The 14,636-nt window shown below is 57.8% G+C and carries 17 protein-coding genes; 7 read left to right on the forward strand and 10 right to left on the reverse strand.

What is annotated here, in order from left to right; genetic code table 11:
* Positions 1 to 8: 8 nt before the first annotated feature.
* The 3 genes from MKI83_RS16240 to MKI83_RS16250 all read left to right on the forward strand — a co-directional run bounded on the left by MKI83_RS16240 (position 9) and on the right by MKI83_RS16250 (position 2,017).
* Positions 9 to 815, forward strand: coding sequence for a type IV pili methyl-accepting chemotaxis transducer N-terminal domain-containing protein (locus tag MKI83_RS16240; RefSeq protein ID WP_241588327.1), 807 nt, complete (start codon positions 9 to 11; stop codon positions 813 to 815).
* Positions 816 to 962: 147 nt separating this feature from the next.
* A complete protein-coding gene (locus MKI83_RS16245) occupies positions 963 to 1,640 on the forward strand; it encodes a Crp/Fnr family transcriptional regulator (protein WP_241588328.1) in 678 nt (225 codons plus the stop codon).
* A gap of 11 nt (positions 1,641 to 1,651) precedes the next feature.
* Positions 1,652 to 2,017, forward strand: a complete 366-nt coding sequence (locus MKI83_RS16250) for a putative zinc-binding protein (protein WP_241588329.1) — start codon at positions 1,652 to 1,654, stop codon at positions 2,015 to 2,017.
* A 92-nt stretch (positions 2,018 to 2,109) separates the two neighbouring features.
* Here the strand turns inward: MKI83_RS16250 and ubiT are convergent, their stop codons facing one another.
* From ubiT to ubiU, 3 genes are read right to left on the reverse strand one after another with little or no spacing between them, the layout of a single operon-like run.
* Positions 2,110 to 2,634, reverse strand: coding sequence for a ubiquinone anaerobic biosynthesis accessory factor UbiT (gene ubiT, locus MKI83_RS16255; RefSeq protein ID WP_241588330.1), 525 nt, complete (start codon positions 2,632 to 2,634; stop codon positions 2,110 to 2,112).
* The gene (locus MKI83_RS16260; RefSeq protein ID WP_241588331.1) at positions 2,628 to 3,518 is read right to left on the reverse strand and encodes a U32 family peptidase; all 891 of its coding nucleotides are present in this window, start codon (positions 3,516 to 3,518) and stop codon (positions 2,628 to 2,630) included. Before MKI83_RS16260 ends, ubiT begins: the two co-directional genes overlap by 7 nt.
* Before the next feature lie 10 nt (positions 3,519 to 3,528).
* Complete coding sequence (gene ubiU, locus MKI83_RS16265) at positions 3,529 to 4,524, reverse strand: ubiquinone anaerobic biosynthesis protein UbiU (protein ID WP_241588332.1); 996 nt, start codon at positions 4,522 to 4,524, stop codon at positions 3,529 to 3,531.
* A 252-nt stretch (positions 4,525 to 4,776) separates the two neighbouring features.
* Here ubiU and MKI83_RS16270 point away from each other — a divergent pair, with 252 nt between their 5' ends.
* Positions 4,777 to 5,460 carry a Crp/Fnr family transcriptional regulator gene (locus MKI83_RS16270; RefSeq protein WP_241588334.1) on the forward strand — a complete coding sequence of 228 codons (684 nt, stop codon included), beginning with the start codon at positions 4,777 to 4,779 and terminating at the stop codon, positions 5,458 to 5,460.
* Between the two features lie 11 nt (positions 5,461 to 5,471).
* Complete coding sequence (locus MKI83_RS16275; protein WP_241588335.1) at positions 5,472 to 5,654, forward strand: protein DnrP; 183 nt, start codon at positions 5,472 to 5,474, stop codon at positions 5,652 to 5,654.
* Between the two features lie 96 nt (positions 5,655 to 5,750).
* Here the strand turns inward: MKI83_RS16275 and MKI83_RS16280 are convergent, their stop codons facing one another.
* From MKI83_RS16280 to MKI83_RS16310, 7 genes are all read right to left on the reverse strand, one after another.
* Positions 5,751 to 7,595 (reverse strand): nitric oxide reductase activation protein NorD, encoded by a 1,845-nt coding sequence (locus MKI83_RS16280; RefSeq protein ID WP_241588337.1) that lies wholly within the window; start codon positions 7,593 to 7,595, stop codon positions 5,751 to 5,753.
* Positions 7,596 to 7,737: 142 nt separating this feature from the next.
* Positions 7,738 to 9,162 carry a cbb3-type cytochrome c oxidase subunit I gene (locus MKI83_RS16285; protein ID WP_241588338.1) on the reverse strand — a complete coding sequence of 475 codons (1,425 nt, stop codon included), beginning with the start codon at positions 9,160 to 9,162 and terminating at the stop codon, positions 7,738 to 7,740.
* A 3-nt stretch (positions 9,163 to 9,165) separates the two neighbouring features.
* Positions 9,166 to 9,606 (reverse strand): c-type cytochrome, encoded by a 441-nt coding sequence (locus MKI83_RS16290; RefSeq protein ID WP_241588340.1) that lies wholly within the window; start codon positions 9,604 to 9,606, stop codon positions 9,166 to 9,168.
* Between the two features lie 332 nt (positions 9,607 to 9,938).
* Positions 9,939 to 10,322 (reverse strand): hypothetical protein, encoded by a 384-nt coding sequence (locus MKI83_RS16295; RefSeq protein WP_241588341.1) that lies wholly within the window; start codon positions 10,320 to 10,322, stop codon positions 9,939 to 9,941.
* Entirely contained in the window at positions 10,319 to 10,537 is a 219-nt protein-coding gene (locus MKI83_RS16300) for a cytochrome C oxidase subunit IV family protein (RefSeq protein WP_241588342.1), read from the reverse strand. Before MKI83_RS16300 ends, MKI83_RS16295 begins: the two co-directional genes overlap by 4 nt.
* 38 nt (positions 10,538 to 10,575) lie before the next feature.
* Positions 10,576 to 11,157, reverse strand: a complete 582-nt coding sequence (locus MKI83_RS16305; RefSeq protein WP_241588343.1) for a cytochrome c oxidase subunit 3 — start codon at positions 11,155 to 11,157, stop codon at positions 10,576 to 10,578.
* Complete coding sequence (locus tag MKI83_RS16310) at positions 11,141 to 11,929, reverse strand: CbbQ/NirQ/NorQ/GpvN family protein (protein WP_241588344.1); 789 nt, start codon at positions 11,927 to 11,929, stop codon at positions 11,141 to 11,143. Before MKI83_RS16310 ends, MKI83_RS16305 begins: the two co-directional genes overlap by 17 nt.
* Positions 11,930 to 12,247: 318 nt before the next feature.
* Here MKI83_RS16310 and MKI83_RS16315 point away from each other — a divergent pair, with 318 nt between their 5' ends.
* The gene (locus MKI83_RS16315) at positions 12,248 to 13,933 is read left to right on the forward strand and encodes a cytochrome D1 domain-containing protein (RefSeq protein ID WP_370867420.1); all 1,686 of its coding nucleotides are present in this window, start codon (positions 12,248 to 12,250) and stop codon (positions 13,931 to 13,933) included.
* 114 nt (positions 13,934 to 14,047) lie between these two features.
* Positions 14,048 to 14,629, forward strand: a complete 582-nt coding sequence (locus tag MKI83_RS16320) for a NapC/NirT family cytochrome c (protein WP_241588345.1) — start codon at positions 14,048 to 14,050, stop codon at positions 14,627 to 14,629.
* Positions 14,630 to 14,636 lie beyond the last annotated feature (7 nt).

Here is a 14,636-nt window from a genome sequence, read left to right on the forward strand (position 1 = left end):
ACGCCACCATGCCCCGCTTCGCCAAATCCATTACCTTGCCGTTTCTGGCCCTGCTCACTGCGCTCTTATTCAGTCTCAGCAGCCAAGCCAATCCTGCCGCAGCAACCAATGCCGATGCCGAAGCGGTTAACCGCGCCGGCCAGCAACGCATGCTCAGCCAGCGCATCAGTAAGAACTATTTAATGTTGGGCCAAGACATTCGCCCCGACGTTGCCAACCGCCAGCTGGATGACAGCTTGGCGCGCTTTGAAGAAAACCACAGCTGGCTTAGCCAGTACGCCAAAACCGATGCCAGCCGCGCCGCACTAAAGCGCAGTGATGAGTTGTGGCAACAGTTTCGAAGTGCCGCCTTGCAAGCTCCAAGCAAAGCTCAGGCACCAGCGCTGATTGAGCTGAGCGAGGCCCTGCTGGCCGCCAGTGAGAACACCGTTAAACAAATTGAGCAGGACACCGGCTTAGCCAGTGCCGCCTTGATTAACCAATCTGGCCGGCAACGCATGCTCAGCCAGCGGATTGCCCTGTTCTACATGGCGCTGTCGTGGAAGCTGCCTGACCCAAGTCTTGCCGAGCGCTTTAACCAAGCTGTCAGCGAATTTGACCAGTCACTGCAGCAACTCCAGCAAGCCCCGCAAAACAATCCTGAGATCAGCCAGTTATTGCACAAGGCCGACGCCCAATGGCAGTTCTCACGCAAGGGCTTTGCCTTATCCAACGATGCGCGTTTTGTACCGACCCTGATCAGCACCACCAGTGAAAGCTTGCTCGGCAATATGGAGCAATTAACCCAAGCCTATACTCGGCTACAGCAAAGCTGAGTCAGCGTCATTGACTCGGTGTGACACCCTCTAAACCCTGCCGTAACCCTTTAGAGGTAGTGCGGCAGAGGCATGGGCGCACAGGGAGCTGGGCCGTAGTATGAACTCACCAGAGTCTGCTTTATGCAGCGTAATGAGGACTAGCCCATGCTGACCGACCCTTACGCGATCAACCAAATCCGCCAACACTACCTGTTCGCCAAACTGCCGGATGCGGCCTTTAACGAGCTGTGCAAAACCGCACTTCTGCGCCATGTAGACAGCAATCAACCGTTGTTTCAACAAGGCGAGCCGGCTGAACGTTTCTACTTGGTGCTCAAAGGCCAAGTCAAACTGCTGCGCTTATTGCCAGAAGGCCAAGAGAAATTGGTCGAGGTGATCCCTACCGGCCACACCTTTGCCGAAGCGCTAATGTTCAGTGGCATTCGCCAATATCCGGTTAGCGCCAGCACCATGCAGGCCTGCACCTTGGTCAGCATTGACTCAAGCAACTACCGACGTTTGTTAGAAGACCAGCCAGCCATTTGCTTCGATATCTTGGCGCACCTGAGCTTGCGTCTACACCAGCGTTTGCAAGAGATCGACACCCTGACGCTGGCCAATGCCGGTCGCCGCGTAGCGCGCTATTTGTGCCACGAACAAGCGCAAAATCCGGGCCCCATTCAGCTCAATGCCCCCAAGCGCCTGATCGCCTCGCGCTTAGGCATTCAGCCGGAAACCTTTTCACGCATCTTGCACCGCCTGATTGATGCCGGCTTGATTGTCATGGACCGCCGCCGCATTGACGTGGTGGATGCCCACGGCCTAGCCCACTACTGCGAATAAGAGGCTTGCCTATGGGTAACGACAATTTACCTTTGGTGTACGCCTGCTCGGGTTGCTCTAACGTGGCGCAGCTGGCGAACAACATTGCACTCAAGCTTGATCGTGAGGGGCTGGCGGAGATGTCCTGCATCGCCGGTGTTGGCGGCAATGTGCCGATGCTGGTGAAAAAAGCGCAAAGTGGCCGACCTATCTTGGCGCTGGATGGTTGCCCGCTAAAGTGCGTTCAGGGCTGTTTAGCCCAGCGCCAAGTGACGGCCGATGTGGCCTTAGTATTAAGCGAGCTAGGGCTTAAGAAGCGCTACGGCCAAGACTGCAGCAGCGATGATGCGCAGCTGATCTACCAGCACGTCAGCCAACAACTGCAATCCGCTCTCTAAGCGGCAACATGGCTTGGCCCTGATCAGGCTAACGCGTGCCATCAATATAAAGCCTCTTGGTGTTTGAACCCCACCAAGAGGCTTGTGTGCCTTTAAGAGACGATCGCCAGATCGCTCTTGCGCGCCGGCACAGCTTGCTGCGCTGCTTGCTCCCCTAGCCAGACCAAGGCTTGCCACACGCGGGGTGGCAACTCGTCCGGATCAAGGCTATCGATCAGGTTCTTGACCGCCAGCCCAAGCTCGGTATCGCCTTCGATCGACAACCGCCGGCGAAAGAACAAGGTGTCCGGGTCTTCTTGGCGACTGGCCAACAACAAGAACTCGCGCCAATTCCCGCTAATGGTCGCCTCATACGGCGCATTCGCGGCCAACTGCAAGCGACCAGCGCGCACGGTCATACACCAAGCCAAGTTCAAGTCACGCAGCTGCAAGCGCATCCAGCGTCCTTCTAAGGCATCAAAGGCCCCCTCTTGTAACGGGCCACGCAGCAAACGATTGAGTAACGGCTGCAGCGGCAGGCGCTGCAACGGTTGCGGCACCCGTGCCGCCAGCGGCAAAGCGTGTTCACCAGCCAGCAATAAGGCCTTCGCGGCCTGTTGTTTCAGTGCACTCAACATAACCCTGCCTCCTCGGCTCGTAGCATGCCCGGCACACCGTGCCAGTAACCATTACACCCGCTCACTGCCAACGGTGCGTCAGCGCCTTGCAGCACACGCGCAAAGCTTTGCACCACTTCCTGCATGTTTTCCGCACGTGGGCTTAGACGCAGCAAGTCAGCCCCTAACTGTTGCAGGCGCGGGTAATCGGCCAGCAAGTTACACACCTCCCCCGACATGGTTTGAATGCCGTTGATGGTGAATAAGCGCTGTCCTTCTTGGCTATCGAGCGCGATGCCTTCGGGGTAGCCCTGACAGCAAAATTGGCAATCGTCCTTGGGGCGATTTTCTGCCCGTGCAGTAAAACAGCGCGCAGAAAAGGCCAGCGGCAGATGGCCATAGGCGAAAATCTCCAGCTCTGGCCGCGCTACGCCCATCGCTTCAAGCTGACGCAAGCTGGCCGCGACCAAATCGGCCGAGCACTCCACCGGCGGCACCCAGCGCTGCATGCCAGCGTCGATAAACTCACGCAGGGCATGGCCGTTGTAAATATTCAGCGCAGGGCCTGCCACGAACGGCAACTTGCGCTCGCTCAGCAGTTGCACCGCGCCGATGTCGTTGGCCTCCACCAACAATTCACCGTTGTCGCACAAGCGCTTGAGGCTCGATAACTCACTGGCCGCCTCGACCAAAGTCAGCCCAGAGAGCACCAGCTCGGCACTGCCTTGCTGCTTTAACTCGCGCGCCAGCCCTAGCCAGTCATCCAAACTCAGTGCTCGGCGTTTGCTGCACACCGTTTCACCGAGATAAATGACGTCCAGCGGCTGCTCGATCATGTCGCTGTAAAAATTGAAATACTGCTCGCGGCCCCAGAAAAACAACACCGGCCCTAAACTGAGTTTCATCCTGCGCTCCTTACTGCCAGGCACGGTGATACGCCCCTAAGGTGGTTTGACTGCCCTCGGACAAGCCGGACAAGACATTGCGCCAGTGGCTGGCCACGCTGTAGTTGGCGGGGTTCTGTTGGTAGCTGTCTAAGGCTTCGCGCCAAACTTTGACCACTTGCTCGACGTAAGCGGGGCTGCGCTGGCGGCCTTCGATCTTGACCGCCGTCACGCCCACCGCCGCCAGTTGCGGAATCAAATCCAAGGTATTGAGACTGGTCGGCTCTTCTAGGGCATGAAAGCGTTGTCCGTTGACCATAAAGCGCCCTTTGCACAAGGTCGGATAGCCGGCGGACTCGCCTTCGGCATAGCGATCGATCATCACGCCGTTTAAGCGCGAGGTCAGCCCCTCTGGCGTCTCCTCCCAGCGCACGGCTTTGGCGGGCGAACAGACGCCGCACAGGTTGGGCGACTCCCCGGTCAAATAAGAAGACAAATGGCAGCGGCCCTCGGCCATGATGCACAAGCTACCGAAGGCGAATACTTCAATCGGCACGCTACTGGTTGCAGCCACTTGCTTGACCTGCGCCAACGACAACACCCGCGGCAACACTGCACGCTTGATGTTGTAACGGCTTTGGTAGAAGGCTAACGACTGAGCGTTGGTGGCGGAGCCTTGCACCGACAGATGCAGATTCAGCGTCGGATGCTGTTTGGCGGCGTAAGCCAGCACACCGGGGTCAGCGGCAATCAAGGCATCAACCCCTAACGCGGCGGCATGATCCACCGCGCGCTGCCAACGCTGCCAACCTTCGGGTTGAGCGTAGGTATTCACCGCCACATACAGTTTGCGCCCTTGCTGACGAATCAACTCCAGCCCTTGCTGCAGTTGTTTTTCGTCCAAGTTCAAACCGGCAAAGTGCCGCGCGTTGGTATCGTCACGAAAGCCGACGTACACGGCATCGGCGCCTTGGCGCACCGCCGCTTTTAATGCCGGCAAACTGCCGGCCGGACACACCAATTGCATGGCAAATTCCTCATCAGACCAGCGCAGACTGTAGCCGTCTGCCCTTGACCGACCTTGACCGCCGTCAAGCTTTGCCGCAGCACCTTCTTTGATCGCTATCACGTTGATTCACGACAACATTTAGCAACCCTTTTACTGGTTCACTGCACTCACTTGGCCGAAGCCTGCGCAAACCAAACGCCACCGCCCTGCGGCCAAACGAATAAACGAGCCGATGGCCACGCGCCACAACGGCCCCTGATGAGGTGAACCATGAACCCCTTACGCGTGCATGCCCAGCTGTTACAGCAGCACCACTTGTTTGAACCTTTATCCGCCGCGCAAATGAGCCAGCTGCTCGAACATGCGCGCATCGTCAACTTGGATAAAGGCCAACCGGTGTTCCGTCAGGGTGAGCTGGCCGAGAGTTTTTTCTTCGTGATCGACGGCTGCATCAAGATCTTCCGCATCACCCCCGACGGCCAAGAAAAAGTCTTTGAAGCCTGCAATCGCGGACAAACCTTTGCCGAAGCGATGACCTTTATGGACACCCCGCACTACGTGGCCAACGCACAAGCGGTTGAGCCAACCCAGTTGCTGCAACTGTCCAACCAGCACTACTTACAGTTGATCAGCCAAAATCCAGATCTGGCCAAGGCCTTGCTGGCACGCTTGAGCATGCGTTTGCACCAGCGCTTGAACGAGCTGGAAACCTTGTCGCTGAAAAACGCCACCCACCGCGTGGTGCGCTACTTTTTGGCGCAGATTCGCGCTACCCAAGACGCGCAACCGGCGTTTGATTTAGCCGTCAGCAAGCAACTGGTGGCTGGGCATTTAGCCATTCAGCCCGAGACCTTCTCGCGCGTGATTCACCGCATGCAGGATGACGGCATCATTGAACTCGACGGCCGTCACATCCGCGTACTGCACCGCCAGGCGTTGGAAGATTACGAATAAGCGAGCCCCCGATGAAACGCTGCCTGTACTGCAACCGCGATCACGACGACGCGCTGGAAGACTGCCAGCACTGCGGTATGCCCTTACCGCAAACCCAAGCCAGTGAAGTGGCCAGCAAGCAGCGCTGGTTCATTATCTTCTGGCTGGTATTGGTGGCGTTTTGCTTTGTGATGTTTTTTACCCTACCGCGCTAAGCATTAAACCCAGCAAAGCCGCACAAAAGCCGCACGTCTGACTGAGTGCGGCTTTGTTAATCGCGCAGAACCCATCAAGCGCTCATCAATAGCGCCTTAACGCTCGGTGAGTTGGCGATACAGCTGTGGCAGACGCTCGGGCAAATGCAGGGCGTCTTTAATCAGGGTGTAGCCATTGGCACCAAACATATACGGCAGATAGCTGTCGGCTTCGCGGTCAATGGTGATGCAAAACGGCTCGATGCCTTGCTTGCGCGCGGCCAGAATCGCTTCGCGGGTATCCTCCACGCCGTAACGGCCTTCGTACACATCCAAGTCATTGGGCTTGCCGTCTGAGACGATCAGCAACAGTTTTTGCCGTTGCCCCTGCGCCGCCAGTTGCGCGGTGCCTTGGCGAATCGCGGCGCCCATGCGGGTGTAGTAACCGGGCGTCACCGCCTGCACACGGCCCCGCACGTTGTCGTCGTAGCGTTCGTTAAACGCCTTGAGCTGGAAAAACCGCACCTGCTGGCGCCGCAGCGAAGAAAAGCCATAAAACGCGAAGTGATCACCCAAGCTCGACAGCGCCTCACCAAACAACAGCAGGCTGTCGACAATGCCGTCGATCACGCGGCGCTCATCGTCTAAGTGGGCATCGGTCGACATCGACAAATCCGCCAACAACAAGCACGCCAAATCGCGCTCGCGGCACTGAAGCTGGCGGTACAAACCGCGCTCAGCACAAACGCCATGCTGGCTTTCAACATGAAAATCGAGCCACGCCGACAGGTCTAATTCTTCGCCCTGCGGTTGCTGGCGCAACCATTGGCGCCGTGCCCGCAGTTGCTCAAACTGACGCCGCAAACGCTGCGCCTGACGGTATAAGCGGCTCGGCAGCGGCTTGGCTTGCGCATCGCGCGGCAACATCGGTTGCACGCAAACGTAATCATCACGCAGCTGCTGACGGCGATAGTCCCACTCGGGCAACCACACGCCCTCACCCAAGGGCTGGTCGTCTTCCCCGGCCGAGGGTAAATCCAAGTCCAATCGCAAGCCGCCGGCTTTGCGCGTGCGTTGGCGCGACAACGACAGCTGATCTAAGTCTTCGGCCACGCGTGCGGCGTCCACATCGTCAGCGTCATCGCCGGTGCGATCGAGCTTGAGGTACTCAGACCAGCTAAACAGGCTTTCTAGGCGAAATAACAACAAACCGTCTTTGCCATCGACATCGTCGACGCGCTCCGCCTTACGCCGGCTGATATCGGCTCGCACGCTAGCTGTGCCGGCGAGCTCTTGCTCGCTTTCACCGTCTTCCAATGTTTGTGGCTCGCCCAGAGCTTCACCTGGGTACAACCACAGCCACACTGGCATCGGTGCTTTGTTACACGGGGGGAACTGCGCCATCGAGCCTGGCTCACGCAGTGCTTGTTGCACGGCACGCTCAAGCGCGGCTTCGGCTTTGGGCAAACTGGCAGGGTCTGGTCGCAGCGGCAGCAACGCAGTCACCAGTGCCTGATAGCGTTTATTGAGCGCCGGATACTCAAGCAGCAATGCTTTAACCGCTTGTTGGTTGTCGCGGCCCCAGTGTTTTAGGCGCTGCGGCGTGTGCGCGGCGAGCATGGCCAGCCACAGATACAAGTCTTGATTGAGCGCGCGGGTGGGAAACACATCCAGCACAGGCGGCAAGCGCAAGCTGCTTTCTTCGCGCCACGCGACAGGTAAATGCTGGCAGGTGCCGGCCACCTTTTGCAGCAGACTGCGCCGCACTTGCATATGCCGTGGCGAGGCCGCCTCGATACGCAAGCCCGCAGCGCCGCCTAAGGCGCGAAACAGCACGCCAACACGGCGCTGCACATCGGCTAACGCCACCGCTTGTTCGGCAAAGCCGGTATGACTGCGGCGGGTAATAAAGTTATGCCAGCGGGCACCAACCCACTCTTCCATCTCGACTGATATTTCCATGGCACTCAACCTTGCTCGGGAGCGGTGCCGCGCACTCATCCTGAGCAGGCATTACCACGTCAGGTTATTCAGGCAAGCCCAGCGCACTGCACTTGCCTGAATAACCTGTTAGCGCCGAAGCGCCAACAGGTATTCATTGGGGTTACGCGTTAGCGCTGTCACCCGCTGGCAGTGCTTCGGCAGCACCGTCACGCTGGTAAGCAAAGCTGACGAAGTAGACCACCAAGCCAGCCAAGAACATCACACCGGCGGCAAGGCGCAACCAGTAGAAGATCGCCACTTGGTCTTGCGTGGCCATAAACGACATGGCCTGGGCGTCTTCAGGGATACGCTGCAACCACACCTGCAACACGCCGGCGGCGGTGAGGAACAGGGTGATGAACACCATAGCGATGGTCATCAGCCAGAAGCCCCACATTTCCAGCACTTGGCTCTTGTTGCTGGGTGCTTCACCAATGCCGCGCAGACGTGGCATGGCGTAGCTGATGATGGTCATCACGATCATCGCGTAAGCGCCATAGAAGGCCATGTGGCCGTGCGCTGCGGTGATTTGCGTACCGTGGGTGTAGTAGTTCACCGGTGCCAGGGTGTGCAGGAAGCCCCACACGCCAGCGCCCAAGAACGCCATCACCGCGGTACCCATGGCCCACAATGCAGCGGCCTTGTTGGGATGTTGCCGACGACGACGGTTGATCATGTTGAAGGCAAACAACACCATGGCGAAGAACGGCAGCGGTTCAAGGGCTGAGAACACCGAGCCCAACCACAACCAATAGCCCGGGGTACCGATCCAGAAGTAGTGGTGACCCATACCAATGATGCCGGTAATCAGCGCCATGGCGATGATCACGTACAACCATTTCTCAATCACCTCACGGTCAACGCCGGTTACCTTGATCAGTACGAAGGCCAGAATCGCGCCCATGATCAATTCCCACACGCCTTCCACCCACAGGTGCACAACCCACCACCACCAGAACTTGTCGCGCACTAGGTTGTCAGGGTTGACGAAGGAGAACAGGAACATCACCGCCAGACCAATCAAACCGGTCATCATCACCATGTTGACCACAGTCTTGCGGCCTTTAAGCACGGTCATGCCTAAGTTGAACAAGAAGCCCAGCGCCACCACCACGATGCCCACTTTGGTCACGAAGGGTTGCTCAAGGAACTCCCGGCCCATGGTTGGCCACAGATCGTTACCGGTCATCTTGGCCAAGCCGGCATACGGCACCAGCAAGTAACCCAAGATGGTCAGCGCGCCAGCGACGGCAAACACCCAGAACAAGATCCACGCCAATTTCGGGCTATACAGCTCGGTTTCCGACTCTTCGGGAATCAAGTAGTAAGCCGCGCCCATGAAGCCAAACAGCAGCCACACGATCAGCAGGTTGGTGTGCACCATACGAGCCACGTTGAACGGGATCGCCGGGAACAGAAAGTCACCAACCACGTACTGCAAGCCCATGATCAGGCCAAACAGAATCTGCCCAGCAAACAAAATCAAGGCAAACACAAAGTACGGGGTGGCCACGGATTGCGATGCGTATTTCAGATGCGCATTCATGGATCAGCCCTCCTTATTTGGTGGCCAGTCATTGGTATTGATCTGCGAGGTCCACTTGAGGAACTCAGCCAGATCGTCCACTTCGGTTTCGCTCAGATTGAACTGAGGCATGGCCCGACGGCCCGGTACATTCAGCGGTTGAGCGGCCATCCAGCCTTTGAAGAAGGCTTTAAAGCTCTCCTCACCACCACGGCGTACAAACACATTGCCCAGTTCAGGAGCGAAGTACGCGCCCTCACCCAACAGCGTGTGGCAACCAATGCAGTTGTTTTGCTCCCATACCAATTTGCCGCGAACGACGGATTCGGTCAGTTGTAAGTCATTACTCCTTTCGGGAATGACTTTCTCGGTATGCCATGCCAGGCCCAGTAACAAGAGCACAAAGAACATGCTGCCCCCGTAGTAGATGTTCCTGGCCATACCTTTGGTGAAGGTTTCGGCCATGGAGAACTCCTCCTTAATTAATGTTTTGCGGGATGATTCTAGGGAGTTGACATCCCTGAACCCTTTGATACGAATCAAGAAAGCAGGAGATACCCGAGATAAGCGCTTGGGTTTTTAGCGTGCAGACGTGTGCCGCGCCGCTTGAAACGGCACGCGATGTACGAAGTGGAATGCATTCAGAGGGTCATACGATAGGCCGCGCGCCAGCGGTGGCAGGCCAGACAGGCGAGATAACAACCACTTAAAGCCGCCTTGCCTGCAAGCGGCAACGTCCTCGGCGAGAGTAGCTAGACCGGGCTAAGCGTGAAACGAGCGTGAGTAACAGGCCAGCCTCAGCCCCATTTAGGCGCTTTGTCGCTCACACTCAATGACAGGTTCAGCACGCCCCACAGCACCAAAGCGCCGTGCCAGCTCACGCCCCACAAAATCAGCCCGACCATCGCGCCTTGGCGCTCATCCAGCGCCAGCCACAACAGCGCCGGCAACAAGAGCAAGCCAAGCACCGCCGCCAAACTGGCGTACAAGGCGCTGCGCAGGTGACGCAGGGCAAACTCGGCGTTGTGCTCCGGCGCGCTCCAGTACAACCACACCAAGGCGACAAAGCCTAAGCCCGGCACCAGCAACATGTTCAGCAGGTAGGCAATCCAGCCGTTACGCGCCAAGCGCGCAACCTCCGGGGCCACGGTGGTCGCTTGTTTTGCATTCGCCTCATTCATAGCCGCGCACTCCATAGCCCCAGCAACAAGGCCCCTAACAGGCAGGGCCACAACAGCAAAGCACCGCGCCACAGCCACGGGGCCTGCTTAAGCTCCATAAAGCGTTCGCTGATTAACCAGCTTTTGCCCAGCAGCACCACAAAAACGAGCGCTGCCCAAGCGCCGTGGCTCAGTTGTGCACCCGGCACCACCGTCAGGCTTAACAATAGAAGCATGCACGCACTGAGCGCTAATCCACGTGAAGGCATGGGCTTTAAACCAATAAATAAAACACGACGAACAGCATCACCCAGATCAAATCCAGCATATGCCAATAAATAGTGGCGCTTTCCAGAGTGCTGACGGCTAACGGTTTGCCGCGCAGTACATGCAGCGTCACCGCCAACAACACCAACAAACCCAACAGCACATGCATGAAATGAAAGCCGCTGATCAGCCAAAACTGGGTAAAGAAGCCGCCGCTATCAATGTCTAAACCCAGCGTCAGCAAATGCTGATATTCGTTGAGTTTCAAAACGATATAACCGCTGCCCAAGCCCTGCGCTAACAACAGCCAGCCAACGGTGAAATAGCGCCGCCCTACGCGCCACTGCTCCAGCGCGCAGGCTGCGGCAAAGCCTGCGCCAAGCAGGCACAGCGTCAGCGCCACGCCATCGACCAACAGCAACTGACTGCCCGCTTGGGCAAACGCCGCCGGATCAAGAAAACGCGCCACCGCGAAGCTGCCAATCAGCAAGGCAAACACCGACAACTCCGCCAGCACAAACCACCACAGCGCTAAGTCGCCAGGCAGGTGTTTGTCGCGGATGAGGGGGCTATCAATCGAAGTGGACATCCACCACATCCATCAACGCCGCCACCGTTTGTACATCGTCCGACAGAGCCTCAGCCAAGCAAGCCAACGCCGCTTCACGCGGGGCCAAACCGGCCTTGATCAAACGCGCGCAATAAATCAGCAACCGGGTTGAGGCCACCTCTTCCAGATCATGCTGCTCTAAGCGGCGCAGCGCGCTCCCCAAATGCACTAACTTGGCCGCCAAGCGCTCATCGGCGCCGGTCTCGGCCTGAATAATCTGCTGTTCAACGGCAGGGCTTGGGTAGTCAAAGCGCAGCGCCACAAAACGCTGACGCGTACTGGGTTTCATGCCCTTGAGCAGGTTTTGATAACCGGGGTTATAGGACACCACCAACATAAAACCAGGCGGCGCTTTTAAAAGCTCGCCCGTGCGTTCCAGCGGTAACTCCCGGCGATCATCGGCGAGCGGGTGCAACACCACGGTGGTGTCTTTGCGCGCTTCAACCACCTCATCCAAATAACAAATACCGCCTTCACGCACCGCGCGGGTGAGCGGGCCGTCTTGCCACCAAGTGCCTTCACTGCCGACCAAATGACGCCCCACCAGATCGGCGGCGGTGAGATCGTCATGGCAAGCCACGGTAAACAACGGCAGGTTTAAACGCGCCGCCATGTGCTGCACAAAGCGCGTCTTGCCACAGCCGGTGGGGCCTTTAATCAGCACCGGCAAACCGTGCTGCCATGCCTGTTCAAACAGATTCACCTCACCAGCTTGGCTGGCATAAAACGGGGTATTCGGGGCGGTATTCATTACAAGTTCCTTAACCGTGGGCGCAGAGCGCGGCTGTCTTGGGCCTGACACTACGGCAGCCCTGCGCCCCCGAAAAGAGCTATCTGCTAGGGGCTTGATTCAAATCAAACGAGCAAGCAGGGCTGGCGGTTTAGGGTGACAACCATTCCAAGTGATACCGAATGTTTCCGCATTCAAGACTTAGGAAAAGGTGTCAGGGAGTGCCGCTGCACCGCCTTTTCGGCAAGGACTGCTGACTAGACCGCTCCCGTCCTGAGCGACGCCGTTGGTGATTTGCACACAACAGCCGGGCCGCCTGACCCGCTAAGGAGCCACAACATGAAAGCCCTTCAACTAAAGACTCTGGCATGGGCCGTTGCCGCTGCATTGTCAGCTGGCAGTGGTATGGCCATGGCGAACACTGCCCCCGCCATGACCGATGCCGAGTTTGAGCAAGGTAAGAAGATTTACTTCGAACGCTGCGCCGGTTGCCACGGTGTGCTGCGCAAAGGTGCTACCGGTAAAAACCTTGAGCCGCATTGGAAGAAAACCGATGCCGACGGCAAGGTCACCGAAGGTGGCACCCTGAAGCTGGGCACCAAGCGTTTGGAAAGCATCATCGCCTACGGTACCGAAGGCGGCATGGTGAATTATGACGACATCCTGACCAAGGATGAAGTCAACCTGATGGCGCGCTACATCCAGCAAACTCCGGCGATTCCACCAGAGTTCTCGCTCAACGACATGAAAGACAGCTGGAAGCTGCTGGTACCGAAAGATCAGCGCCCGACCAAGCAAATGAACAAGGTGAACCTGAAGAACGTGTTCGCCATCACCCTGCGTGACGCCGGCAAGCTGGCGCTGGTAGACGGTGACAACCACAAGATTTGGAAGATCCTCGACACCGGCTACGCGGTACACATTTCACGTCTGTCGGCCTCTGGCCGCTACGTGTACACCGTCGGCCGTGATGGTCTGACCACCATCATCGACATGTGGTACGAAGAGCCCAAGACCGTGGCGACCGTGCGTTTAGGTTCCGACGCCCGCTCGGTGGATACCTCCAAGTTCAAAGGCTACGAGGACAAGTACCTGATCGGTGGCACCTACTGGCCGCCACAGTACTCGATCATGGACGGTGAGACCCTTGAGCCGATCAAAGTGGTCTCCACTCGCGGTCAAACCGTGGACGGCGAGTACCACCCAGAGCCGCGCGTAGCCTCGATTGTGGCGTCGCACATCAAGCCTGAGTGGGTGGTTAACGTTAAAGAAACCGGACAGATCATTCTGGTCGACTACACCGACCTGAAGAACCTGAAAACCACCACCATTGAATCCGCCAAGTTCCTCCACGACGGCGGCTGGGATTACTCCAAGCGTTACTTCATGGTGGCCGCTAACGCCTCCAACAAAGTCGCTGCGGTCGATACCAAAACCGGCAAGCTCGCCGCACTGGTCGACACCGCGAAGATCCCACACCCAGGTCGTGGTGCTAACTTCATCCACCCGCAATTCGGCCCGGTGTGGACCACTGGCCACTTGGGTGATGCGGTGGTTTCGCTGATCTCCACCGCTTCCGATGAAGCCAAGTACGCCAAGTACAAAGAGCACAACTGGAAAGTGGTGCAGGAACTGAAGATGCCGGGCGCGGGTAACTTGTTCGTCAAGACCCATCCCAAGTCGAAGAACCTGTGGGCTGACGCGCCGATGAACCCAGAGCGCGAAGTGGCTGAGTCGGTGTACGTGTTCGACCTGAACGATCTGAGCAAAGAGCCTAAGCGTTTGGACGTTGCCAAAGACTCTGGCCTGCCAGAAAGCAAGGCGATCCGCCGTGCCACGCACCCTGAGTTCAACGAAGCCGGTAATGAAGTGTGGATCTCGCTGTGGGGTGGCAAGACTGACCAGTCCGCCATCGTGATCTACGACGACAAAACCCTGAAGCTGAAGAAGGTGATTACCGATCCTGCGATCGTCACCCCAACCGGCAAGTTCAACGTGTTCAACACCATGCACGACGTCTATTGATGACGCCCGGCGCAAGGACGCGCCACACCAACGCCGGCGGGGCGAAGCCCGCCCCGCCGGTGCTTGCCGCTAACCTCGGGCCAGTCACAACCCGCGCTGGCTAAGGAACGTGCCATGAACTTAAAAAGCCTTTGGGCTCTGCTGAAAAAACCTACCGCACGCTACTCATTGGGCAGCTTGCTGGCCATGGGCACTGCCTTCGGGATCATTTTCTGGGGCGGTTTTAACACCGTGGTGGAAATGACCAACACCGAGCAGTTCTGCCTCTCGTGCCACGAAATGCGCGACAACGTGTACCCCGAATACAAAGAAACCATCCACTACAACAACCGCACCGGTGTGCGCGCAACCTGCCCAGATTGCCACGTCCCCAAAGACTGGACCTACAAGATGGTGCGCAAGGTACAAGCCACCAAAGAGCTGTGGGGCAAGATGACCGGCTCGATCGACACCCGGGAAAAGTTTGAGGCCAAGCGCCTCGACCTCGCCCGCAGTGAATGGGCACGCATGAAGGCCTCTGACTCACGCGAGTGCCGCAACTGCCACGGCTTGGCCTACATGGACACCGCCAAGCAAAAGCAGCGCGCGCGCAAGCAGCACGAGATGGCCCGCGAAGACAACATGACCTGTATTGACTGCCACAAGGGGATTGCTCACCACAAACCCGAAGGCATGACCGAAGAAGACGAGGAATAACGCCACG

It is taken from the genome of Atopomonas sediminilitoris (assembly GCF_022601735.1).
In the GTDB taxonomy this organism is placed as follows: Bacteria; Pseudomonadota; Gammaproteobacteria; order Pseudomonadales; family Pseudomonadaceae; genus Atopomonas; species Atopomonas sediminilitoris.